Source organism: Plantactinospora sp. B24E8 (assembly GCF_039871735.1).
In the GTDB taxonomy this organism is placed as follows: Bacteria; Actinomycetota; Actinomycetes; order Mycobacteriales; family Micromonosporaceae; genus Plantactinospora.
Genome location: NZ_JBDPMH010000023.1, coordinates 65,625 through 88,816, shown reverse-complemented (window position 1 = coordinate 88,816; position 23,192 = coordinate 65,625). Strand labels below are relative to the sequence as shown.

At 71.3% G+C, this 23,192-nt stretch carries 15 protein-coding genes and 1 pseudogene; 9 read left to right on the top strand and 7 right to left on the bottom strand.

Annotation, left to right across the window (positions count from 1 at the left end):
* Positions 1–26: 26 nt before the first annotated feature.
* From ABGB21_RS26360 to ABGB21_RS26350, 3 genes are all read left to right on the top strand, one after another.
* Positions 27–929 (top strand): CPBP family intramembrane glutamic endopeptidase, encoded by a 903-nt coding sequence (locus ABGB21_RS26360; protein ID WP_347658042.1) that lies wholly within the window; start codon positions 27–29, stop codon positions 927–929.
* A 492-nt stretch (positions 930–1,421) separates the two neighbouring features.
* Entirely contained in the window at positions 1,422–1,571 is a 150-nt protein-coding gene (locus ABGB21_RS26355; protein WP_347658043.1) for a hypothetical protein, read from the top strand.
* Between the two features lie 217 nt (positions 1,572–1,788).
* Complete coding sequence (locus ABGB21_RS26350) at positions 1,789–4,026, top strand: UvrD-helicase domain-containing protein (protein ID WP_347680022.1); 2,238 nt, start codon at positions 1,789–1,791, stop codon at positions 4,024–4,026.
* A gap of 317 nt (positions 4,027–4,343) precedes the next feature.
* Here ABGB21_RS26350 and ABGB21_RS26345 read toward each other — a convergent pair.
* Positions 4,344–4,819, bottom strand: a pseudogene (locus tag ABGB21_RS26345) (hypothetical protein).
* Between the two features lie 312 nt (positions 4,820–5,131).
* Positions 5,132–5,401, bottom strand: a complete 270-nt coding sequence (locus ABGB21_RS26340) for a hypothetical protein (RefSeq protein ID WP_347658045.1) — start codon at positions 5,399–5,401, stop codon at positions 5,132–5,134.
* 116 nt (positions 5,402–5,517) lie between these two features.
* Between ABGB21_RS26340 and ABGB21_RS26335 the strand changes: the two genes are divergently transcribed.
* Both ABGB21_RS26335 and ABGB21_RS26330 read left to right on the top strand, forming a co-directional pair.
* A complete protein-coding gene (locus ABGB21_RS26335; RefSeq protein ID WP_347658046.1) occupies positions 5,518–6,378 on the top strand; it encodes an aldo/keto reductase in 861 nt (286 codons plus the stop codon).
* 465 nt (positions 6,379–6,843) lie between these two features.
* The gene (locus tag ABGB21_RS26330) at positions 6,844–9,342 is read left to right on the top strand and encodes a DUF4132 domain-containing protein (RefSeq protein WP_347680020.1); all 2,499 of its coding nucleotides are present in this window, start codon (positions 6,844–6,846) and stop codon (positions 9,340–9,342) included.
* A gap of 82 nt (positions 9,343–9,424) precedes the next feature.
* On the opposite strand, the gene ABGB21_RS26325 is transcribed toward ABGB21_RS26330, so the two are convergent.
* The gene (locus ABGB21_RS26325) at positions 9,425–10,693 is read right to left on the bottom strand and encodes a PQQ-binding-like beta-propeller repeat protein (protein WP_347680018.1); all 1,269 of its coding nucleotides are present in this window, start codon (positions 10,691–10,693) and stop codon (positions 9,425–9,427) included.
* A gap of 310 nt (positions 10,694–11,003) precedes the next feature.
* On the opposite strand from ABGB21_RS26325, the gene ABGB21_RS26320 reads away from it, so the two are divergent.
* From ABGB21_RS26320 to ABGB21_RS26305, 4 genes are all read left to right on the top strand, one after another.
* Positions 11,004–11,630, top strand: a complete 627-nt coding sequence (locus ABGB21_RS26320) for a hypothetical protein (RefSeq protein ID WP_347680016.1) — start codon at positions 11,004–11,006, stop codon at positions 11,628–11,630.
* A 369-nt stretch (positions 11,631–11,999) separates the two neighbouring features.
* Complete coding sequence (locus tag ABGB21_RS26315; RefSeq protein ID WP_347680014.1) at positions 12,000–14,588, top strand: AAA family ATPase; 2,589 nt, start codon at positions 12,000–12,002, stop codon at positions 14,586–14,588.
* Positions 14,585–18,115, top strand: a complete 3,531-nt coding sequence (locus ABGB21_RS26310; protein ID WP_347680012.1) for a tetratricopeptide repeat protein — start codon at positions 14,585–14,587, stop codon at positions 18,113–18,115. Before ABGB21_RS26315 ends, ABGB21_RS26310 begins: the two co-directional genes overlap by 4 nt.
* A gap of 39 nt (positions 18,116–18,154) precedes the next feature.
* The gene (locus tag ABGB21_RS26305; RefSeq protein ID WP_347680010.1) at positions 18,155–19,453 is read left to right on the top strand and encodes a CHAT domain-containing protein; all 1,299 of its coding nucleotides are present in this window, start codon (positions 18,155–18,157) and stop codon (positions 19,451–19,453) included.
* On the opposite strand, the gene ABGB21_RS26300 is transcribed toward ABGB21_RS26305, so the two are convergent.
* The 4 genes from ABGB21_RS26300 to ABGB21_RS26285 are packed head-to-tail and all read right to left on the bottom strand — an operon-like array spanning position 19,425 to position 23,115.
* Positions 19,425–20,102 (bottom strand): response regulator transcription factor, encoded by a 678-nt coding sequence (locus ABGB21_RS26300; RefSeq protein WP_347680008.1) that lies wholly within the window; start codon positions 20,100–20,102, stop codon positions 19,425–19,427. The genes ABGB21_RS26305 and ABGB21_RS26300 overlap by 29 nt on opposite strands.
* Entirely contained in the window at positions 20,099–21,370 is a 1,272-nt protein-coding gene (locus ABGB21_RS26295; RefSeq protein WP_347658510.1) for a sensor histidine kinase, read from the bottom strand. Before ABGB21_RS26295 ends, ABGB21_RS26300 begins: the two co-directional genes overlap by 4 nt.
* A gap of 6 nt (positions 21,371–21,376) precedes the next feature.
* On the bottom strand, positions 21,377–22,915 hold the full coding sequence (locus ABGB21_RS26290) for a multicopper oxidase domain-containing protein (RefSeq protein ID WP_347680006.1): 1,539 nt from the start codon (positions 22,913–22,915) through the stop codon (positions 21,377–21,379).
* On the bottom strand, positions 22,912–23,115 hold the full coding sequence (locus ABGB21_RS26285; protein WP_347658512.1) for a hypothetical protein: 204 nt from the start codon (positions 23,113–23,115) through the stop codon (positions 22,912–22,914). Before ABGB21_RS26285 ends, ABGB21_RS26290 begins: the two co-directional genes overlap by 4 nt.
* Positions 23,116–23,192 lie beyond the last annotated feature (77 nt).

Here is a 23,192-nt window from a genome sequence, read left to right as displayed (position 1 = left end):
CTGGCAGATCCTGCCACGGACCGTCCGTGGCCCTTCACCTGCGCCGGGTGACCTGGCAGGATCGTCGCGTCGCCGTGTCAGCGGCAGGACAGGGCGGTGACAGGAGGCGCGGCAATTCTCTGGCCATGCAGAGCATGTCGACCCTCACCGCCGCGCCGGAACGTGTCCGACCGAACCGCTTCGTCGAACTCCTGGTCGCCGACCGTCACTCGCTTCCGCTGTCCGTCGCGTTGCACCTCGCGCCCGGAGCACTGATCGTCGGCGCTTACGCGCTCCTGGCCGAACCGTTCGTCAAGGCGATCGGCTACCCGATCTTCCTGGCATGGGCGATCGCCTTGGTCGTCGTGCTCGTGCCGATACAGTTCGGCCTGTTGTGGCTGGGCCGAAAGCGCACCGGCCGCCTATCACTGCGCGGAGTCCTGGCCTACCTGGACAGGCCGATCTCCCGCGGGAAGATCATTGCCCTCATCGCCGGGCTGATCGTTTGGATGACGGTGGTGTCCCTGTCGCTCACCCCGCTGGACAGTCTCATCTTCGACAACTTCTTCACCTGGATCCCCTTCGAGGGCGCGGGCGGCAGCGCCACCACCTACATCGACGGGTACCCCCGGCCGATGCTGGTCACCACGATGCTGATCTGCCTTCCGCTGACCGGGTTCACCCTGCCGCTGATCGAGGAGTACTACTTCCGCGGGTTTCTGCTGCCTCGCATTGCCCACCTGCGCTGGGGGGCGCCCGTGCTCAACACTGTCCTGTTCTCCGTGTACCACTTCTGGTCGCCGTGGAGCGTACTGTCGAAGATCATCTTCTTGTTCCCGGCGGTCTGGCTCGTCTGGCGCAAGCAGGACCTTCGGGTGTCGATCGGCATGCACCCCGGTACGTGCCTACTCATGGCCACGGTGGGCACCCTCGCCCTGATCCTGGTGTAGAACTTGTTCGAGGTCGGGTTTGCGATGTCCGCATGTGCGCCCCTCTCCCTGCTGCTCGTGCCGGGGTCGACCGACACGAGCAGGCCGTAGTGCGGGAGCAGCCCGTCGACGTCGGTGGTGTAGACGTTGAGCCGGACGAGGTTCGCCTGGGAAATACCGACCGCGGCAAGCACGCCCGCCAGGTTGTCGGTGCTCAGCGACAGCTGTGCGGCCATGTCACCTTCGTGCTGCGGCACCTGGGACGAGAATGTGTGCCAGATCCAGCTTTTCAGGCGGAGCCGACAACTTCTCGCGCCATGAGCTGAAGCCGGCCGAGCCGACAGCGACGTCTTGCCCGGCCGTCCCTCATCGTCACGTCACAACTGGGCGTCGCTACGCACGTCGTCTATCAACTGGCCGGTGTGGCAGCGGCCCGCGAGCACGATCAGCCGGACATGCTGCCCGTGTTCCTCTATCAAGCAAGGTCTGGACGCGGGGCCGCATGGTGCGTGGGTGGACCTCGCCGACACCAAGGGCTTCAACGCGGCCAGCACCTCGGCCCGGTCCTCCGACCCGGCCGACGACCAGTCGCCGGTCAGGTCCCGTCGGCGGGCGGCCAGGAAGCCGGCAGTACGCCCCGGGGCGGCCGGCGCAGCAGGGTGACGGGTCTCGCGGCAGCGCACGCCTGGGACAGCCACTCCAGGACGGTGATCGAGTCCGCCGCCGAGCAGTGCCACCGTCAGCATTCAGATCAGATGAGGGCCGACCGTCAATAGGCGAATCCAGGTTTAGTGAGGCCACAAGCGACCCAAATCTGCAAGGCATTGAGACTCCCATCTCGGCAGGCGAAGTTCCTGGCCGACGGGGAGAAACCAACTCTATGCTTGCCACCGAATACCTGCGGCTCATCCGGGCCGGGGGAAAGCACCAATACAAGGAATTGCGGATGCGCCGGGATTCTGCTCTGAACAACGGCACTGCCGGCATCGACCAAGTAACACGAAACGGCGAACCGCCAACCCGTACCACGGAGGACGTCGCACACCGATCCGCGGTCGCCGAGGAACAGGGCTTTCTCGACCTGGCCACGGCTCGGCGCGACCGGCTTGCCGACCACCTTCAGGCCGAGCTTTCGTCAGACGCCCTGAACGCGTTGGAACGGGCCCGGCAGCGCATGCTCCGCCAGCAGTACGAAGAGCTACGGCGCGCACGGGAGGGGCTGGTCTTCGGCCGCCTCGACGGCCTTGATGGCACCGTGCGACACATAGGCCGTGTCGGTCTCCGCAACGAGGGCGAGGACAGTGAGCCACTGCTGGTGGACTGGCGCGCTCCCGCAGCCCGGCCGTTCTACACCGCGACGGCTGTCGACCCACAAGGCCAGGCACGGCGGCGTCACATACGCACGACAGGATCGGCTGTCGTCGGCATGGACGACGAACCACTGGACGGGACCATGACGACGGACCTGGTCGGTGAAGGCGCTTTGCTGGCCGCCCTCGACCAGCGGCGCACCGGCCACATGTCGACGGCGATCTCCACGCTGCAGCGCGAGCAGGACGACATCATCCGGGCCGAGGCGACCGGCCCGCTGATCGTTCAGGGCGGCCCCGGCACCGGCAAGACGGTGGTTGCCCTGCACCGCGTCGCCTACCTGCTGTTCGCCCACCCGAAGATGGCCGAGCAGGCGGTCCTGGTCCTCGGCCCCTCGCCGCGGTTCCTCCGGTACATCGCCCAGGTGCTGCCCGCCCTCGGCGAGACCGCCGTCGTCTCGGCGACCTGCGACACCCTGCTGCCCGGGATCCGCGTGGGCCGCGACGAGAGCCGGGTTCTCGCCGAAATCAAGGGCCGTGCACTCTGGCAACCCGCGCTCGAAAACTATGTCACGTCGCTGCTCCCCCGGCCCCGCGCGCTGAAGCTGCGCTGGGAGGGCGAGTTCTACGTCATCACGGCCGCATCAGTGGCACAGGCTCTCGCCTCGGCGGTGCAGGGACGCCCGTACCACCGCGCCCGCGCGGCGTTCGCCGAGCAGCTGCACCACCTCCTTGCCGAGGCCGTCGTCGAGCAGCGTGAGGCGCTGATGAACGAGATGGAGGAGGGCTTCGAGGACATCCTCGCCCGCGTCGACCGGAGCATGCGGCAAGACCACCACCCTGACAGGGCACCCATCGGCATCGACGTCGACGGACTGCTCTCCGAGGAGGAGGTGGAAGACCTTCGTCACCGTATCGCCGGGAACGCCACCATCGCCCGGTTCGTCGAGGCATGGTGGCCCACCCTCGACGCCGAAACCGTACTGCGTGACCTCCTGACCGACCGCGCCCTGCTGGGCCGGTTCGCCCCGCGGCTGTCCCCGCAGGAGATCACCGCCGTCTCGGCCGAACCCGCGCTGTGGGCATCGAGCGACATACCGCTGCTCGACGCCCTCGCCGACCTACTGGGCGAGGTCGACGCCCCGCAACCACAGGGCGAGTTCGTCGCCGACCACGCTCGCCGGCAACGCGGCTGGGTGTACGGCCACGTCGTCATCGACGAAGCGCAAGAGTTGTCCGAGATGCAGTGGCACATGGTCCTACGGCGCTGTCCCAGTCGCTCCATCACGGCCGTCGGCGACATCGACCAGGCGGAGGCGGCACACCGGCACGCCAGTTGGGCACAGGCGGTGCAGGCCGCTTTCGGAGACCGCTGGACCGCCGCGGAACTCACCATCTGCTACCGGACCCCGCGTGAGGTCATGGACCTCACCGGACCCGTCCTGAAAACGGCTGGCAGCCACAACACGCCGCCACGGGCGGTACGCTCCTCCACCATCGCCCCCTGGGAGCTCACGGTCACGCCCGTCGAGCTTGCCGACACCGTCGCCCGAACCGTGCGACAGCTGCAGCAACGGTGGCAGGGTGGCACCGTCGGCGTCATCGCCCCCGCCGGCCGCATCGCCGAACTCCAAGCCGTACTGGACGATGTGTCGGTGCTCACCGCGACCCAGGCCAAGGGACTGGAATGGGACGCGACGCTTCTCATCGACCCCCAGGGCATCGCCGCCGAACCGCGCGGCTGGAACCGCCTCTACGTCGCGCTCACCCGATGCACCCAGGAACTCGGACAGCTGATACTCACGTAGCAAACGTCGCCTTCTGGGACAACTCCTCCGGATGTTGGGCGTGTCCTCAACACGTGAGGACCCGCTCTGGACGTCAGAAGAGATGAACAGCCGCCGGAGAACGGCGATCGGGAAAGGTGGGTGCCGAGCCCCGCACAGCGTGGGCGCGACTGGTGGAGGCGCTGGTGGCCGAGCGCGCCCCGACCGGCCGGTACGGTCGGGGCGGCTGTGTATCCGCTGGCCCTCCTTGCCGAGGATGGCCGGAACCTGCCCTGGACGAGCGAGCGACCTCCTGGCCGACCGCATCTACCGTCTGTTGCCGGCCTGGCCGCCCGGGCTCACCTCAGGTGCCGGGCGAAGAACCGGTTCCCGGCGTCCCCCTCGAACAGCGGGACCCCGGTGTGCCCGCCCATGTTCGCGTGCAACGTCTTCTCCTTGGAGCCGAAGGCGTCGAACAGGTCCAGAGCCATCTGCCGGTCGTTTCCCTCGTCGTCCCACTGTCGTCAACCGGATCGCCGGCCTCCAGCGCCCGGTGCAGGTCGGCGCGGGCCTGCTCGGCGACGGCGGAACGGGGCCGTTCGCCGCTGCCGGGAAGTTCGATTGTGGCCACGGCGAAGCCCTCCGCCGCGGAGTGCCGGGCCCGGGCCACCAGTCGGGGGTACATCCTGTGCAGTCCGCCGGGGTGGCCGAGCAGGATCAGCGGAGCCGGTGTGGATGCGAGGCCGGGCGTCCACAGGATGCCGGGAATCTCGCCGAGGGTGAATCCACGCTCGAGGACGCCGTCGTCGAGGCGCTGTTCGGTGGTGAATCGCATGGTCGTGCCTTTCGGGAGTGCTCGTGAACGGCGCTCCCGGACGACCTACCGCCCGACCGTGACCCCAGAGGGGAGCACCCATGTCGATACGGTCACGGGTACCACCTCCTCGTTCTCTCCGCACGGCCTCCACGACGAACTCGACCAGCACGGCGGCTCAGCCGCCTGAGTACCGCCGCCCACCAGGCGGTGCGAACGCCGGCACGTCCCCCTGGCCAGGCGGCGTCGGGCGCCAGAAGCGGGCGCGGCCGTCAACCAGCCAGGGCAACCGCCGGCGGGGGCAGCGCGGTCGCGCCGACGGGTCCTGCGAGCTCAGTCGCTCTCGTCCACGAACCTGTAGTAGCTCATCCGGAAGCGCTGCAGCAGGGCACGCATGAAATCCGGGCCGGCCTGCGGCGGTACCCGTCCCGAGCCGACCGGAACGCCGTTGTCGTAGAAGTCCCGCGCCAGTGTTCCCCACTCCGGGTCGTGGATATCCAGCGACACCGCCTGGCCCGGCTGCCAGCGAAACTCGGCCACCCGCCGACTCCTGCGCCGGGCGGACGTGTACAACGCCACCCGGGTAGGTGCCCGCTCGGTCATGCCTGACCTCCTCGCCCAGTCCGAGGTCGCGTTAGCCTGTCGGCCAACGCGGGCCGGATGGCTGGTCCCGGCGATAGTGTGAACTGATCGTTCGGTTCACCTGCGCAGGAGACGATATGGCAGACGTATCCGCAACCCCCAGCGGCACATTCCAGCTCGGCGGGGACCTGCCGGTGACCCGGCTCGGATTCGGTGCCATGCGCCTCACCGGCGAGGGGATCTGGGGCGACCCACGTGATTCAGACGAGGCGGTACGGGTCCTGCGCCGGGCCGTGGAACTCGGCGTCAACTTCATCGACACCGCCGACGCGTACGGGCCGTTCACCGCCGACCTGTTGATCCACAAGGCGCTGCACCCGTACCCGTCCGAGCTGGTCATCGCCACCAAGGTCGGGTTCACCCGGCAGGGGCCCGGGGTCTGGACCCCGGTGGGCCGGCCGGAGTACCTGCGCCAGCAGGTCGAGCTCAACCTGCGGCACCTCGGGCTGGACCGGATCGACCTGCTCCAACTCCACCGGATCGACCCGAAGGTGCCGCTGGAGGACCAGCTCGGCGAGCTGCGCGCCCTCCAGGACGAGGGCAAGATCCGGCACGTCGGTCTGAGCCAGGTGTCGGTCGCCGAGGTGCAGGCCGCTGCGACGATCACCCCGATCGTGTCGGTGCAGAACCGGTACAACGTGACCGAACGCGACGACGACACGCTGCTGGACCACAGCGAACAGCACGGCATCGCCTTCATCCCGTGGGGTCCGCTGGGCAGTGGGCCACTCGCCCGCGAGGGGGGACCGCTGGAGCGGATCGCCGCCGCCCACCACGCCACCGCCGCCCAGCTCGCGCTCGCCTGGCTGCTGCGACGGTCGCCGGTGATGCTGCCGATTCCCGGTACGTCCACCGTCGCCCACCTGGAGGAGAACGTCGGTGCGGCCGGTATCGACCTCACCGACGCCGAGTTCGACACCCTCGCCGGCGCGGCCTGATCGGGCGGAACCGGCGATCGCCCTCCTGTGGCTGCGGGGCGGTCGAACGGGGCGAGGCCCGGCCGGGCGTGGACGCGGAGACCGCGACCGACGTACTGTCCGGCCCGCTCGTCTTTCGGCTGTCGACCCGGCACCAGTCGTTGACCGGGGCCGAGGCCGACCGCCTCGCCACCGCGGCGCTGGACGGGTCCTGGTGCGGTACCTCGCCGAGGAGCGCGCCGACCGATCCAGGTGGTTGCACTGCCCTGCGTTCTTCGGTGCCGATGCGCTGTCGGGGGGCCGCCCTAGACTGCGGCGTCATGGTGATGGCGAGCTTTGTCGATGAGACGACCTGTGGGCCCGGTGCGGCGGCGTGGCAGCGGAAAGCTTCGGGCAGCGGCCGCCGCGGTGCGGGACAGTCCGTCGCCGCGTCCTTCCGGAGGTCACGCCGGTCACTGTCCGTACGCTCGTGCCGCTGGTTGGTCGATGATGCCTACGCTCTCTCCTGAGCGCGAGCGCGCCGAGCGGATGGCGGCGCTCGCCCGTGTCGGCGACGTCGAGGCCCTCGCCGACGAGGTGCTGGCGTACACGTCCGTCTATACCGGACAGTGGCGCCACGAGAGCCGGGACGTGACCGAGGCCCTCCGGCTCGTCGCGCCCGAGCGCAAGCCCGAACTGCTGATGGCGATCCTCGAACGCTCGTGCCGGGTCACCGACGCCGAGCAGCGCCGGGTCACCAACGATCTGCTGCAGATCCTGGTCCAGCCGTACAGCAAGATCAGGACACCGGACTCGGCCGCGGTGGCGCTCGCCTTCGCCGCCCGGCACACCACCTATTTCGGTGGCGACGAGCTGCGGCGGATGGTCGAACTCCTGCTCGGCGCCGGCCGGCCGGTGCCGTTGGAGGTTGTCGCCATGATGCGCCGCACCGTCGCGCACGGCTACTGGGGCTCGGCGGATGCGCTCGCCCCGTTGCTGGACAAGCTCGACGTACCGGTGCTCAACCCCGGCGAGGCGTGGGCCGACCGTGCCCTGGCCGACGCCGCGTCGCTCGACCCTGCCGAGGCCGGCCGATGGCACGAGCTGTTCCGGCACGCGGCGACCGCGACGAGCGCCAAGCCGTCGCGGAAGTGGGAGACGACCGGCCGGAAACTACTCGACGAGCTGACCGATCCCGGCGACCGGCTGCGGACCTGGCTCGCCCTGGTCGGGCGTCCGCGCACCGTCACCCTCAACCGCACCCAGTGGGAACACGACGTCAACGAGGCGTACGACCAGTACAACGCGACGACGCTGCGGGGACTCGTCTGGCTCACCTCGTTCCTGCCCGACCACCCCGAGACCCCGCGGGTGCTCGGGGCGCTTGTCGGGACGTCGCTGCGCAAGATCGCCGGGCTCGGCCCGCGCAACCCGAAGGTCGCGAACGCCGGCGTGTACGCGCTGTCGCGCATCCCGGCCGAGGAGGCGCTCGCCCAGATCGCCCGGCTCGCCGCCCGGGTCACCTTCAAGGGCACCCTGAAGGAGCTGAACGCGGCCCTCGACGCCCGCGCGGCGGCGCTGCACCTGACCCGGGACGAGATCGAGGAACTGGCCGTCCCGGCGTACGGGCTGACCGAGGTCGGCCGGCGTGTCGACCACTTCGGCGAGGCCTCGGCAACCCTGGACGTCACCTCGGGCACGGTTACGGTTACCTGGCGCAACGGCGCCGGGAAGATCGTCAAGTCGGTTCCCGCCTCGGTGCGGTCCGGATTCGCCGAGCAGCTCGCCGAGTTCAGAGCCGCCGTCAAGGACATCGAGAAGATGCTGTCGTCCCAGGCGGAACGTCTCGACCGCCAGTTCCTCGCCCGACGGGTCTGGCCGTTCGAGGCCTGGCGCACCCGCTACCTCGACCACCCCCTGGTCGGCACATTGGCCCGCCGGTTGATCTGGCTGGTCGACGACGTGCCGTGCGCGTACGGGGACGGCGTTCTGCGTACCAGCGAGGACAAGGAGATCGTCACCGGCGGGACCGTACGGCTGTGGCACCCGATCGACCGTCCGGTGGACGAGGTGCTTGCCTGGCGTGCGTGGCTGGAAGCCAGACGCGTGACGCAGCCGTTCAAGCAGGCGCACCGCGAGGTCTATCTGCTGACCGCCGCCGAGGAGAACACCGGGACCTATTCCAACCGGTACGCGGCGCACATTCTGCGTCAGCACCAGTTCCACGCGCTGGCGGCGGTCCGGGGCTGGCGCAACAAGCTGCGGCTGATGGTCGACGACGAGTACGAGCCGGCCACCCGGGTGCTGGCGCAGTGGGGGCTGCGGGCGGAGTTCTGGATCGAGGGTGTCGGCGACGACTGGGAGGCCGACGCCACCGAGTCGGGGGCGTACCTACGGATCGCCACCGACCAGGTCCGGTTCTATCCGATCACGGCACCCGACAACTACGCGCACGCCGGTGGCGGCGGCTACGAGCAGTGGGTGCACCAGGACGCCCAGCCGACCGACCCGCTGCCGCTGGCCGAGATCCCGCCGCTGGTCCTGAGTGAGGTCCTCCGGGACATCGACCTGTTCGTCGGCGTCGCCAGCGTCGGCAACGATCCGACCTGGCAGGACGGCGGTCCCGGGGGGCGGTTCCGCGAGTACTGGGCGTCGTACAGCTTCGGCGAACTCAGCGGCACCGCGCAGACCCGCAAGGGGATACTCGAACGCCTCGTCCCCCGGCTGGCCATCGCCGACCGGGCCACGGTCGAGGGCCGATTCCTCGTCGTCCGAGGCGAGCTCCGCACCTACAAGATCCATCTAGGTTCGAGCAACATCCTGATGAGCCCGAACGACCAGTACCTCTGCATCGTGCCGAAGCAGTCGGCCGGCGCCTCGACCGGGGAGATCTTCCTACCCTTCGAGGGCGACCGGGTGCTCGCCGTCATCCTCAGCAAGGCACTCATGCTGGCAAAGGACACCCAGATCACCGATCCCACGATCGTCCAGCAGCTGCGGCACTGACCCGGCCACCTCGTCGCAGCGCCACCCCGGCCTGCGGTGGGCAGCCGGTGAGCGGGGCCGGACCCGCTCTACCGAACGCCTGTCACCCGATCACCGGGTAGCTGCTCGAGCCCAGAGCGCCTCCCGGCCACGGGCCGATCGCCACGGAGTCGTTCACCACGGACGGCGCGACTCCCGGCTGGGTCTCCCGGTCGGTACCGGTCCTGCCGTCGAGGACGACGGGTCCGTTGTCGGTCCTTCCGTAGACGACGCCGTGCCAGGTTCCGGTCACGATGGGAACGAGACGCCCGCCGCCCGTCGTGATCGACCACAGCCAGGAGCCAGTCTGCGCGTCAAGCGCGCCCACCCAGTCGCCGCCGGAACAGACCGCGATGGCCTGCTCGTCGTACACACAGTCCAACGGGCTGGGGGCTCGCGCATCGGGCTTGTCCTCGGTGACGGTCACCACCCGTCCCGTCGCGATTTCCACAACCTCGACGTAGCGCTTCCCGTCCTGGTCGGCGCGTCCCCGGACCACCGCCTTGGACGGGCCCGCCGCGAATACGTCGACCGAGAACGCGTCACGCGGCGACGCCCATCGCTGCCGACCGGTTCGCGCGTCGAGCCCGCGGACCTGGACCTTTGGCGTCCGCCCGGCGCCGGGTTGCCGGCCCGCGACCACTCCCGCCGCCACGGCCCGCCCCGCGAACCCACGCATGCTCCACAGCACCTTGCGGCTGTCCAGATCCAACGCGTACGTGTCGCCGCCTCGGGCCGACGGTGACGAGTCCGCGATGCGAACGATCCCCACCCCGTCGGCCACACCCACGATCGAAACCTCGACGCCGCTGGAACCGCCGTTCTCGGGCCACCCCTCGATCGGTATCTCGGCGCGCCAGTCAGCCTGTCCACTCTCCGGGTCGATCGCCACGACCTCGATCAGCGGGCGGCCCGGCGTCGTGCCCTGTCCTGGTGACTCACCGACGAACGGCGCGAGCACGGTTGGCCGGCCTCCGACGGACGTCAGTGCCGGCGACGCGATCACCGTACCGATCTTCGGCAGCGGGTGGGTCGGCTTGATCACCTCCCGAACCGTGTTGGTACGGAGGTCGACCAGGCGGATCTCCTCTCCGGAGGACGCCGTCGGTTTGCTGCCGTGGATCGGAACGACCGCCGTGGTGCCGTGTAGCAGCACCTCGGCCGCGTCCGTGGAGACCTCCAGCGGCGTGACGGCCGCGGCATCGAAGCGGGTCGGCGGGTCGAACGACTTGAACTCGACAGGCGGCCTCGACGTGGGAGTGCTGATGGGGTCCACCGGTTCGATCGGCGTGAACGAACACCCACCAATTGCCGCTGTCAGCAGCAGCACCACTCCTGTGATCGTCCGCGTCGGCGTCCCATTGGCAGCATTCACGTTCGGCAACGTAGCAGGCCTGATCGATGAGCGCGGCGTTCCACCCCCGTTAGGTGGCCACCGCGCCGCAGGTCGGAACATCCAGGAACTGGGCGGCGGGGGTTCGAACAGACGGCAGTTAAGGAACATTTAGGGATCTACACAAATCCGCCCCGAGTTCACCCACGTATCCATCGGCGGCTGCGACGGGCAGCGGACGACCGAGGGAGCGGTGTTTATGTACAGGCGAGGCAGGACGACCAGCCGGGCGCGGAGGATCTTCCTCGGCGTGGCCGCGACAGCCCTGCTCGGCGGCGCGTTGGCGGCCGGAACCGGGCTCGGCAACGCGGGCGAGAACTGCAGCGGCCTGGACACCGCGCTCCGGAACAACCTGAACTTCATCGCCGAACAGCAGGCCAACCCGGACGTACTCGCCGAGGAACGGATCGCCAACCGGCGGGCCGTGGTGGACCTCATCCAGCAACGCCGGGCCGTCGCCGGCTGCACCGCCGACGTACGGGCGGACGCACCTGCGGCACCGGCCGTCCCACCAGCGTCCGACCCAGGCCCCCAGCCACCGAAGGCACCGCCCGGGACGCCGGCCGACTCGGACGACGGCAACGCGAACGGCGGCAGCGGCTCGAACGGCGGCTCGTCCGGGGCTGGCGAGGTCGTCTGCAAGGGCTCCACGGTCACCCTGTTCAACGAGGATGCCGAGCCGGCCGCGTCCAGTGGAACGTTCCCGATCGGCACCCGGCTCAGGGTCACGAACCTGGACAACAACAAGACCGTCACGGTCACGGTGACAAGCCCGTCCGGAAGCTGCGTCCTACTCAACAACGCGGCGTTCGAGCAGGTACGTGAGCCGGGCAAGTTCCTGATCCGGCGTCCTCTGGTCGAGCGGGTGGGCGGCTGACGGCCTGATCGGCCGGTCGAGGCGGTCGCCACGTACCTCGCCGAGGGATACCACGTGACGTGCCGCCCGGCGACCTCAGCGTCGTCGGGCGGCCTCCACCTCGGCGACCGCCGCCCGCACGTGGTCGGCAAGCTCCGCCAGGAAAGCAGCCGCCCCGCCGGCATCGCGCCCCGGCCGACCCGACTCAGCGGCTGGCGAGTCGCCGACCCGACAGTCGGGACGGGGTCGGTCAACCGGACGGCTGATTGCCGGGCAGAGAATGGCGGAGCATCGAACCACGTCGTGCCCCATTCGGAAGGCGAAGGGCCCCAATCACTGGCTCGGCTTGCCGCAAGTCGCCATCATGGAACGACCGGAGGGGGAGTCTCGATGCGAGCAGGGTACCGATTACTTCTGTACGTCGCGCCAATCCTGATCTTCGTAACGTTGGTGACCCTGTTCCGCTTCTGGCCTCCGGCGATCATCAGCATCGCGGCCGTCAGCATCGGTGCCCTGATGATGGCCGTCCTGTTGGCGATCGTCCGGCGTCGACGGGACGCCCCGCCGGTGGCCGCCGTACCCGGTGGGCTGGAACGGACCGCCGACACGCCCCGGGACCAGCCGGTGATCCCCGCCGAACTTCCGCCTCCGGGCCTGCTCGTCGGCCGCGACGACACCCTCGCGGAGTTGCGGGCACACCTGTCGACACCGGCCGAGGAAGGGACCGGGCCCCGGCTGATCGTGCTGTACGGCGACCGGGGCGTCGGCAAGACCGCGCTCGCCATCAACCTCGCCCACCAGGTCGCGGAGGACTATCCGGACGGGCAACTGCTGTTCCGGTTCGACCGGGCCGACGTGACCACCCCGGAGGAGCGGCTCGGGGTTTTCGTCTGGGCGTTGAAGGGGCCGAAGGAGCGCATGCCCGACCCGGCCGATCTGCAGCGCTGGTACCGCGAGCGTACGCAGCGACGTCGGGTCCTGGTCATCCTCGACAACGTGGAGACGGTGGAACAGATCCAGCCCCTGCTGCCCGCCGGCCCGGACTGTCTGGCCGTCGTCACCGCGACGGACGAACTGACCCCGCTGCGGGAGCCGTTCCCGCATCTGCGCAGCGTGCCGGTCGCACCGCTCACACCGCCGGACGCGACCCGTCTGCTGCGCGAGCTGATCGGCGTCGAGCGGATCTCGGAGGAGGATTCACCGCAGGCGGCGCGGATCGTCGTCGCGTCCGGCGGTTATCCGGTCGCGCTCTCCATCGCCGGCGCCGTACTCGCCAGCCGTCGCAACTGGACGCTGGAGGTCGCGGTACGCCGGATGGACGAGGCCGCCGCCGCCTCGCCCGGCGGCACCGGCGTCCCGTTCTCCGGCATCCTCGACCTGGCGTACGCCCTGCTCACCCGGACCGAGCAGAACGCCCTGCTGCTGCTCGGCCTGGCCGACACCCACCAGGTACAGCCGTGGCTGCTCGCCGCCCTGCTGCGCGGCCAGCATCCCGAGGAGGCGAGTTCACCGGGCCTCGCCGCCCGGCTGCTCGACCGGCTGGCGCTGGCCCGGTTCGCCGAGCGCCAGGTGGAGGACGACTCGGGCGTTTCGACGTACACCCTGCCCTGGTACGCCCAGGCCTACGCGACCGGCCGGCTGCGCGCCGAACCGCCCCCGCTTCCCGTCGACCTTCAGCAGCGGATCCGGGGCGAACTGCGCAACGAACGGGACCGTCGGGCCGCCCGGGACGTGGAGCGGCAACTGCGCCAGACGGTCTACCAGCAGCTGGACGAGGGACGGATCAACCAGGCTCTGGAGAGCGCGCGGGAACTGCTGGCCTGGAGCCGCGACGACGACGTACGGCGCGCCGACGCGCTCGTCGGCCGGGCGACAGCGGGGGCTGGCACCCCCGGCGGCACACCGGCCGCCGGCGGTACCACCGCACCGGCCGGGGCCGGCGCGACGACCAGCTTGACCGGTGTCACGGCCCCGGCCAGGGTCAGGGAGAGTCTCGCCCTGGTCGCACTCGGCGAGGTTGTCGCCGAGTTCGGCTGGATCGACGCCGCCGCGGCGTACGCCCGGGAGGCCCGGAACCTCAGTGGCGACTCACCACTGGTCCGGGCGCGCGCGTTGCGGCTCTCCGGCAGTCTGCGGCTGGGCCAGCGGCAGATCCCGGAGGCCGAGACGGAACTCGACGAGGCGCTGGACGCCGTCGGCCGCACCGGAGACGAGGGAGAACACATCCGGGTGCTGCGGGAGCAGATCGTGCTGCAGGCGCTGCGCGGCGACCCGGCGCGGGGGCGACGGTTCGCGAAGATCGCCGAGTCGATGACCGCTTCGGGAAGTGGCGCCGCCCGCCGCGAACGTCCCGGCATCCTGCTGGCGCACGGCGTCGTGGAGCAGATGTGCGGGGATCCGGACCGGGCCCGGGAGCTGTTCACCGAGGCGGAGAAGCTGACCGCCGACCCCGCCGCCCACCAGGAGTTGCGCTGCTGCTGGATCCGGTTGCAGCATGCCCGGCTCCTGCTCCAGGAGGAGAAGTACGACCAGAGCCGGGAGTTCGCGGTCACCGCCCTGTCCGGGTTCACCAAGGTGGAGCACCGCTACGGCGCCGGCCACGCCCGGCTGGAACTCGGCCGGGCGTACCTGGCGGAGGAAAACCTCGAACGGGCGGTTCCGCTGCTGGAGGAGAGCCACGGCACGTTCCGGCGGTGTGGCGATCGGTGGATCATGACGGACGCGGCGACCGCCCTGGCCCAGGCGTACCACCTCGCCGACCGGGTTCAGGAGGCGACCGCGCTGCTCCGGGCGGCCAGACAGACGTACACCAGGGTCGGGGACGCGTACGGTCAGTGGCTGGCGGGCCGACTGCTCTGGGAGGTGGAGTCGGACCTGCGCGACGAGCCGACCGAGCCGGTCGAACCGGCCGGCGGGCCGCCGGGCCCCCACCCGGGCCGTATCCGTCGAGCCGGCGCGACGACCGTCGCCACCAGATGACGGCAAGGGACAGCGGACGGCCGGCCGAGCCGGTACCACTGCGCCGGCGGCTGCAACGGCTGCGCCGCCGGGCGCGCTGGCTCCGGCTCTGGGTCGGAGCGATCTTCACCAGTCTCTCGCTCACCCTGAGCACGCTCTACGAGAACCTCCCGACCAGTTGGCAGTACGTCGCCCTCGGCGCGTTGAGCCTGATCGGCGCGGTCACCGTACTGCTGCTCGAACCTCCGGAGGCTCTGGAGGCCAACAAGCCCACCGCGCCCCGGGAGCCGCGCGCGGCGCCGGGGCCCGCCACCCGGATGGTGCCGTACCCGGGGGCGCGGCGTCCCGTCGGTCCGGGGTCGCGGCAGCCGATCGGCTCGGGACCACGGCAGCCGACCGGGTCGCGGTCCGGCCGGCCGGGTACCACCGTCGACGGCGGCCCCCGCCCGGTGGACGGCTGGCTCGGCTGGTTGCCCAACCTGACCCGGTACTTCCGGGCCCCGATCGGTCGCTGGCGGGTCGAGGCGGTGCCCACCCTGCCCGCCCGCGACGACCTGTTCCGGGGACGGGACCGGGAACTCGCCGACCTGCGTACGCAGCACGACCTGCAGCGGGCGGCCCGGCCGGAGCCGCCCCGCCGGTCCTGGTGGCGCCGCCGGCAGCGGCCCCAGGCCCAACCGGCGACCGGCCCGGTGGTGCTGCGGGTGCACGGCATGCCCGGGGTCGGCAAGAGTGCGCTCGTCGACGCGCTGGCCCGGGAACTGGCCGCCCAGTACCCGGACGGCCAGGTGTACGTCAGTCTCGGCACCGGCAGCGCCCACCGGCCACCGCACGAGATCCTCCAGGAGTTGCTGCTCGCCCTCGGCTGGCAGGTCGGTGAGATGCCGGCGCAGACGGAGGCCCGGGCCGTGGTCTTCCGCTCCCTCACCGCCCGGAAACGGATGCTGTTCATCCTGGACGCGGCGCGCAGCGCCGAACAGGTGCGGCTGGTCATGCCGAACTCCCCGACCACCGCCGTACTGATCACCAGCCGGCGCGACCTGCGCTGGCCGGACCACCTGCCGACACCGTCGTACCACCTGCCGCCGTTGGACGCCGACGACGCGCTGGAGATGTTCGCCGCGGTCTCCGGGGTACCGGACGGGGTCCGCCCGGAGTGCGTCGCGGAGATCGTCGACTACTGCGCCGGCCTGCCGCTCGCCATCCGGGCCGCCGCCGAACGGGTGGCCGAGGACCGCGCGGACGCCTGCCAGGTCGCGGGCCTGCTCCGGGAGGAACGCTCCCGGCTGGGCTGGCTGGTCCGGCCGGGCCGTCCGCTGCGGCGGCACCTGCGGACCGAGTACGAGCGGCTCCTCCCCCAGGAACAGACCGCCCTGGCGCTGCTCTCCCTGATCCCGTCCGCCACCTTCGTGCCGTGGGTGCTGACCCCGATGATGGAGCTGCCGAGCGGCGAGGCGGACGCGCTCGTCGACCGGCTGGCCAGCGCGCAACTGCTGCAGGACCAGGGGATGGACGACACCTCGCGGGTCGCCCGGTACGGCCTGCACCCGCTGGTCCGGCTCTTCGCCGCCGAGCAGGCCGCCCGACTGCCCCGGACCGAGGTCGGGGCGGCCTTCGCCCGGCTGGACGAGGCGTACCTGGAGGTGGTCGCCGCAGCCCTGGACGTGCTGGAGGTGGACTTCGCCGCCGTCGACCCGCCCCGCTGGCTGTCCGCCACCTCGACCCTGCCGAAACGGATCGCGGACAGCCCCCAGCAGTGGGTACGTCTGGAGTATCCGAACCTGCTCCGGCTGGTCCGCGCGGCCAACATCCCGGACCGGATCTGCTGGCGGATCGGCGCCTGGCTGGACGGCTGCGTACCGGCCGACGTGTCCACCGCCGACACGCTCGACGCGTACCGGATCGCCAGTCAGGCCGCCGAACGGGAACAGGAGTGGCTCGGCCTGGTCGACGTACTGCTGGCCGCCGGGACGTTCCTGGTCGCGGTGGAGCGGTACCGGGAGGCCGAGGAGACCTTCGACCGGGCGACGGCCCTCTGTGAGCGGCTGCGACGCGACGACCCCGGCGACAACTCGCCGGAGGCCCGGAAGGCGACGCTCCGGCTGGCCACCGTCCGACGCAAGATCGGCGAGGCGTTTGTGCAGGCCGCCCGGTACCGGGAGGCGGTGAAGACGCTGGAGGACGCGCACCGCCACGCGGTCGCCGTCGACGAGCAGGGCGAGCAGCGGCTGGTCCGGGTGCTGCTCGGCGAGGTGCACCACGTCGACACGCCGGAGGCGGCCAAGGACGAGCTGCTCGACCCGAGGATCCCCGACGCCACCCGGTACCGGATCCTGCTGGCGCTGGCCGAGGCGGCGCGGCGGCGCGGCGACTGGAACAGCGCCGACAGGTACTTCGGCCAGACGCTGCAGTTCGTGGCGAGTGACCAGCGCCGCAAGGCGACCGTGCAGTACCGGATGGCCCGGTCGCTGCTCGGCCGGGCGGTCGCGGAGGACGGCGACGGGACCACCGAAACCTGGGCGGCGGTGCGGGCCGTCCGGCGGGCCGCCGCGGCCGCGGTCACCTTCCAGCGGATGGGCAACCCGATCGGCGAGGTACGGGCGTACTGCCTGCTGGCCCGGGCCGTACTGGCGTTGGACTGGTGGGTGGAGGCGGACCGGCTCGCCCATGTCGCCGCCGGCCGGCTCGACCTGCTGCGGGTCCGGGGTGAGCCGACCGCGGTGCTGGCCGCACTCGCCGCCCGGCTGGACCGGGTACGCGGTGAGATCCGGCTGCGGGCCGGTGACCGCGAGGCGGCCCGGCACCTGCTGATGACCGCCGTGGCGACCTTTGCCGAGCAGGAGGACTGGGCGGCGCTCGGCGACGTCCTGCGCACCCTGGAACAGGACCAGGTTGATGGTCGGGGGCCGGTGCTCACCGCCGGCTGGGCGCTGCCCGCCGGGCTGCCGCGTCCGGAACTTCCGTTCCCGTACGCCGCGGTGCCGACGGCGCGGGATCCTGGGGCGGTACCGGGACGGTTGCGGGAGGAGATCCGGCAGGCGCTGACACCGGCGCCGGCGGTGGCGTTCCGGGGCGCGGTCGGTGTGCAGTTGAGTGGACCGGCCACCGGGGCGGTACCGGGCACCGAGCCGGTGCCGGTCTGGCGCGCACCGGTCGGCCGCCGCTGCGACCTCACCGTGGTCGTCGCGACCGGGCAGCGGCCGTACGCGCTCGGCGAGCACCCGGTGCTCGACCCGCCGTCGGTGTGGCGTCCGGCGGCGGCGGCCGGTACGGCGGCGGCGGAGGTTCCGCTGACCGTGCTGGTCGACGCGCCGTTTGTGGAGGTGTCCCGGCCGGAGTTGACCGTCACCTGTCCGGCCAGCGACGCCCAGGTCCGGCACCGCACCGAGCTGGTTTTTCCCGAGCCGGGCGAGCACGAGGTGCGGATCGTGCTGCTCTCCTCGGACCGCCTGGTGCAGTCCCTGCCGATCCAGATCGAAGCGGTTCCGGACGACGTACCGGCCCGCCTGGTGCCGTCGGGCGGCCCGGACCACGGCGGTGACGGGTGAGCGACGGCGTCCGATCCGGACCGGACGGGAGGGTGACGGATGAGCGAGAGTACCGGCGACCGGACGAACCGTCGGCCCGCGGTGCGGGTGTACACGACGGAGCACGAGGGCGCGCTGCGGCTCGACCTGGAGGCGCCGGTGGTCGGGGACAGCCTGGCGGTCCGGCTCGCCCCGCTCGCCGAGGTACGTCAGCACGGCGCGAGACTCCATGTCGGCCTTGCCCGGATCCTCCGGGAGCAGCGGAGGCGGGCCGTCGCCGCGGCGACGGCGGACCCGGTGGAGGCGGCATGGGAGAACCTGACGGCGGCCGGTGACAGTCTGACGGCGCTCGGCGCGTACGGCCGGGCGTTCCTCTTCGACGTGCTCGCCGATCCGCAGGGTGACTCGGGCCGGCTGGTCGAGTTCCTGCGTACCGCCTGTCCGACCTGGCGCGCCCGCTCGGCCGAGCCGCCGCTGATCCACGTCGTCAACCGCGCCGACCATGTTTTTCCGTGGGAGTTGCTGCCGTTGTTCGCACCGACCCGGCCGCCACCGGTACGTGACCAGCCGGGGCTGGAGTCGGCCGCGCTCGCCTTTCCGGGTTTCGCCGCGGTGGTGGAGCGCCGGGACCGGAACGATCCACAGTGGAACCTAGACCTCGCCGGCTGGGAGCGGTTGCCGGTCCGGATGGTCTACCACTCCGGCTATCCGGGGGCCCGCCGGGAACTCGACTTCTTCCGCAGTCGGGGTGACCGGCTGCGGCTGGAGGGGCCGTACCCGGACGACCTCGACAAGCCGGACGCGCCGAGCCTGGCCGCCCAGCTCTGCGACCCCACGCTCGGCGTCGACGGCAGTCGGGGGGTGCCCGCCGACCAGATCCTGCACTTTGCCTGTGACTGTGAGGCCCGGCCGGAGGACCCGGACGGGCACGGCTACCTGCTCGCCGACGAGCAGCGCCGGGAGTTGCGGGTCCGGCTCACCGAGTTGAAGGCGGACCTGGTGGAGCGGTGGGTGGCCCAGGGGCCGGGGCGGGCGGGGACCGACAAACCGCTGGTCTTCCTCAACGCCTGCGGCACGGCGGTGATGGACCCGCACAGTGCGATCTCGCTGCTGCAGCCGTTCCAGCGCAACGGCAACCGGGGCGTCATCGGCACCTCGGCGAACATTCCGGACGGGATCGCCGCCGCGTTCAGCCGGTGGTTCTACACGGGGCTGCTGACCGGTGCGACGGTGGGGCGGGCGTTGCACGAGGCGAAGTGGCGGCTGCTGCGGGACCGGGGCAGCGTGCTGGGGTTGCTGTACTCGTTGCACGGGCTCGCCGGCATGCGGGTCACCCCGCTTCCGGTCCGCCCGGGGTGACCAGGCCCGTCTCGTACGCCAGCCTCACCAGTTGCGCCCGGTCCCGAGCGCCGAGCTTGCTGATGATCCGGCTGACGTGGGTCTTCGCGGTCAGCGGGCTCATCCGTAGGGCACGCCCGATGCCCGTGTTGTCCAGGCCAGCAGCGACCATCGCGAGCACCTCCCGCTCCCGGTCGGTCAACCCGGCGAGCTGTTCCGGAGCGACCCGGGGCGGCGCCGGGCGCCGTTTGAACTCGTCGATCACCTGACGGGTCACGCTCGGGCTCAGCAGTCCCTCGCCGGCGGCGACCACCCGCACCGCCTGGCACAACTCGTCCCGGCCCACCGTCTTGGTCAGGAAGCCGCTCGCCCCGGCCCGGAGTGCCTGGAAGACGTACGCGTCGATGTCGAACGTGGTCAGTACGACGACGCGTACCCCGGCGGTCTCCGGGTCGGAGGTGAGCCGCTCGGTGACCGTCAGACCGTCGAATCCGGGCATCCGGATGTCCAGCAGTGCGACGTCGGGCCGGGTGAGCCGGGCCAACCGCAGTGCCTCGACGCCGTCGGCAGCCTCCGCCACCACCTCGATGTCGCCGTCAAGAACCAGTAGCCCGCGCAGACCGGTCCGGACGAGTTGCTGGTCGTCGGCGATGAGTACCCGGATGCTCATCGCCGTCCGGCCCCGCCGAAGCTCCGCCCACCGTCCGGCGCGCCTCCCGGGACGGCCCCCGCCGGGGCCGCCACCTCCGGCAAGCTCACCGGAGCGTCCGACGGCCGGGCCGGAGTCACCGGTGACGCGGCGGGCAGCGGCAGCCAGGCCCGGACGGTGTAGCCACCGGTGGGCGCCGGTCCGGCGTCAAGGGTGCCGCCCAGGCTGTCGGCCCGCTCCCGCATCCCGGGCAGGCCATGGCCGACGACGGTGGACGGTGGGTCGGTGCCGGCCGGTGCGGGCGGCGTACCGTCGTCGGTGATATCGAGGTGTACCCCGTCCGCCGCGTAGCGGAGCGTCACCACGACGCGGGTGGCGTGCGCATGCCGCAGCACGTTCGTGACCGCCTCCTGGGTGATCCGGTAGACCGTGAGCCCGACCGCGGGTGGCAGGGGGCGGGACCGGCCGATCCGTTGCAGGCTGGCACGCAGGCCGGTGTCGGCCGCGCGGTCGAGGAGCGCGTCGAGTTGTGTCTCGTCGGGCAACGCCTGCCGGTCGGGCCCGGTACCGGGTTCCCGGAGCAGGCGTACCGCCGACTGGAGTTCGTCGATCGCGTTCCCGTTGATCTGCCGGGCGCCGTCGAGCACTTCCCGGGCCGCGTCCGGATCCACGTCGAGCAGTTCCCGGGCCAGGTTGAGCTGGACGCCGACCACCGTGACGGTGTGTGCGGTGACGTCGTGCAACTCCCGGGCGATCCGGATCCGTTCCGCCAGCATCAGCCGCGCCGCCTCTCGTCCACGCTGCTCCTGTTCTGCGGCGAGCCGGGCGTGCGCCTCCCGGGCGAGCAGTTCCCGGGCGCGGACCGCGGCCCCGGCCATCAGCGCCAGGCCCAGGATCGCCGCCTCCCGGAGCACGCCGTCGAGCAGTTCGAGCGGACCGACCCCGGCGTGCAGCACCCAGCCGGTCGAGACCAGCAGGGTCGAGGTGCCGATCGCCGCTCCGATCAGCGGTTGACCGGCGCGGGCCACCGCGTAGAGCGGGACGAGCAGCGGCCAGATCGGCGAGATGCTGGGAAAGTCGGTCAGGTTGTAGGTCATGACCGCGACCAGGGACAGGACCAGGACGAGTACCGGGCGACGGTGGCGCAACAGCAGCAGACCGCCGACGGCGAGGCCGAGCGCACCGGCGACCACCGGGGAGGAGCGCTCGGCGGGCTCGGCGGACACCTCGGTCGCGACCGTGACGGCGACCGCGACGGCCAGGGCGAGTGGTACGTCGAACCGGCCCATCGGTCCTCACTTTCCGTGGCCGGTGTGCGGGTCGACGAGCGTTCCCGGCACCAGCGGCGCGTCCTGAGCCGACACGGTAAGGAATTGTCCCATCATTCCGGCATCCTCGTGGGCGAGCAGATGGCAGTGGAACATGTACGGCGTCCGTGCGTCCGAGTGCGCCAGGAACCGTACGGCCAGCCGGACCCTGCTGCCCGGTGGCACGTACACGGTGTCCTTCTCCCCGGTCAGGTACGGTGCGGGCGGCCGGCCGTTCACCTCGTGCACTCGGAACGCGGCGCCGTGCAGGTGGAAGTTGTGTGGGATCAACTGGCCGTTGACGATCTCCCACCACTCCACCGTTCCGGTCCGGACCACCCGGTCGATCCGGGTCGGGTCCATGGTCCGGTCGTTGAGCAGGAAGTCCCCCATCGTGATCCGGAACGGCGGCGCCGCACCGGCATCCGCAACGGGTGGCGCCGGGGCGCCCAGTCGCTCCGGTGGCGGCGCCGCCGGCCGCAGCGTGTCGGCCGTCACGATCTTCAGCAGGTCGAAGGTGTCGTGGCCGCCGGCGAGTCGGCGGTAGACGGCGTTGCCACCGAGCGGCGGTGGGAAGCTCCGCAGCACCACCTGCTCGCCGGCCCGGAACGGCACGACGATCTCGGCCCGCTCGCCCGGCGAGAGCATCAGCCGGCGTAGCGGCAGCGGTTGCTCCCGCAGTCCCGCCTCGGTTGCCACCAGCGCGAACTCACGGTCGTCGGTGAACCCGACGGAGAAGACCCGGGCGTTCGCGCCGTTCAGCAGCCGAAATCGGACCTGTTCGGCACCGACCTCGACGTACGGGTCGTACGTCCCGTTCACCAGGATCCGGTCGCCGAGCAGACCGGTGATGGTGAGCCCGCCGAAGCCGAGGTCCGACTCGTCCAGGGAGCCGTCGTCGCGAAACGTCCGATCCTGCAGGATCAGCGGAATGTCGTCGTCGCCGTACCGGTTCGGCAGCCGCAGCGTGTCGGACTCGTCGTCGTCGATCAGGAACAGCCCGGCGACGCCCCGGTAGACGTGTGCGGCCGTATGCGCGTGCAGGTGCGGGTGGTACCAGAGGGTGGCGGCGCGCTGCTCGACCGTCCAGTACGGCCGCCACACCTGCCCCGGCGCGATCGGTTGGTGCGGTCCGCCGTCCATCGCCGCCGGCAGGTGCATGCCGTGCCAGTGCACAGAGGTGGTCTCCGGGAGCTGGTTGGTCACCTCGACCGCGACCCGGTCGCCGCGCCGGACCCGTAGGGTCGGCCCGAGGATCGATCCGTTGGCGCCCCAGGTCCCGGTGCTGGTACCTGGGAGCAGTTCGGTACGCCCGGCGGCCAGGGTGAGCCGGAACCGTTTGCGGCCGTCGTGGTCGGTCGACGGGGTGAGCAGCGGAGGAACGGCCAGCCGGTTGCGGAAGGTGAGGGTGCCGACGTTGGTGCGCCCGGACTCGGCGTAAAGGTATCCGCCGATACCGGCGGCCGGGGCGGCCAGCAGACCGCCGGCCACGGCGAGCCCGCGCAGCAGGGTGCGTCGTCTGGTCACCGTGCCCCCCGGCGCAGCCCGTACAGCAGCAGGACGGCGCCGATGGCGACCACCCACCAGCCGAGCAGCGCCTCCGGCATCGGGACCAGTCCGGGGTCGTCCAGCCAGACGTGCGGCGGTACGAAGAACCAGCCGAGGTTGAAGACCAGGCCGACGAGTACCAGTACAAGTCCGGCCCAGCGCAGTTGTTTCCCAGTCATGCCCGGACGGTAGGACGGCGGGGTGGGCCGGGTCGTCCGCCGCCGGGAGTCGGAACCGCTACTCCCCCTGGTGTACC

Excerpts from the sequence above, each read along its gene's own strand:
- ABGB21_RS26335 (WP_347658046.1), top strand. The coding sequence starts at position 5,518 with ATGGCAGACGTATCCGCAACCCCCAGCGGCACATTCCAGCTCGGCGGG.
- ABGB21_RS26310 (WP_347680012.1), top strand. The coding sequence starts at position 14,585 with ATGACGGCAAGGGACAGCGGACGGCCGGCCGAGCCGGTACCACTGCGC.
- ABGB21_RS26315 (WP_347680014.1), top strand. The coding sequence starts at position 12,000 with ATGCGAGCAGGGTACCGATTACTTCTGTACGTCGCGCCAATCCTGATC.
- ABGB21_RS26350 (WP_347680022.1), top strand. The coding sequence starts at position 1,789 with ATGCTTGCCACCGAATACCTGCGGCTCATCCGGGCCGGGGGAAAGCAC.
- ABGB21_RS26285 (WP_347658512.1), bottom strand. The coding sequence starts at position 23,115 with ATGACTGGGAAACAACTGCGCTGGGCCGGACTTGTACTGGTACTCGTC.
- ABGB21_RS26300 (WP_347680008.1), bottom strand. The coding sequence starts at position 20,102 with ATGAGCATCCGGGTACTCATCGCCGACGACCAGCAACTCGTCCGGACC.
- ABGB21_RS26305 (WP_347680010.1), top strand. The coding sequence starts at position 18,155 with ATGAGCGAGAGTACCGGCGACCGGACGAACCGTCGGCCCGCGGTGCGG.
- ABGB21_RS26330 (WP_347680020.1), top strand. The coding sequence starts at position 6,844 with ATGATGCCTACGCTCTCTCCTGAGCGCGAGCGCGCCGAGCGGATGGCG.
- ABGB21_RS26295 (WP_347658510.1), bottom strand. The coding sequence starts at position 21,370 with ATGGGCCGGTTCGACGTACCACTCGCCCTGGCCGTCGCGGTCGCCGTC.
- ABGB21_RS26340 (WP_347658045.1), bottom strand. The coding sequence starts at position 5,401 with ATGACCGAGCGGGCACCTACCCGGGTGGCGTTGTACACGTCCGCCCGG.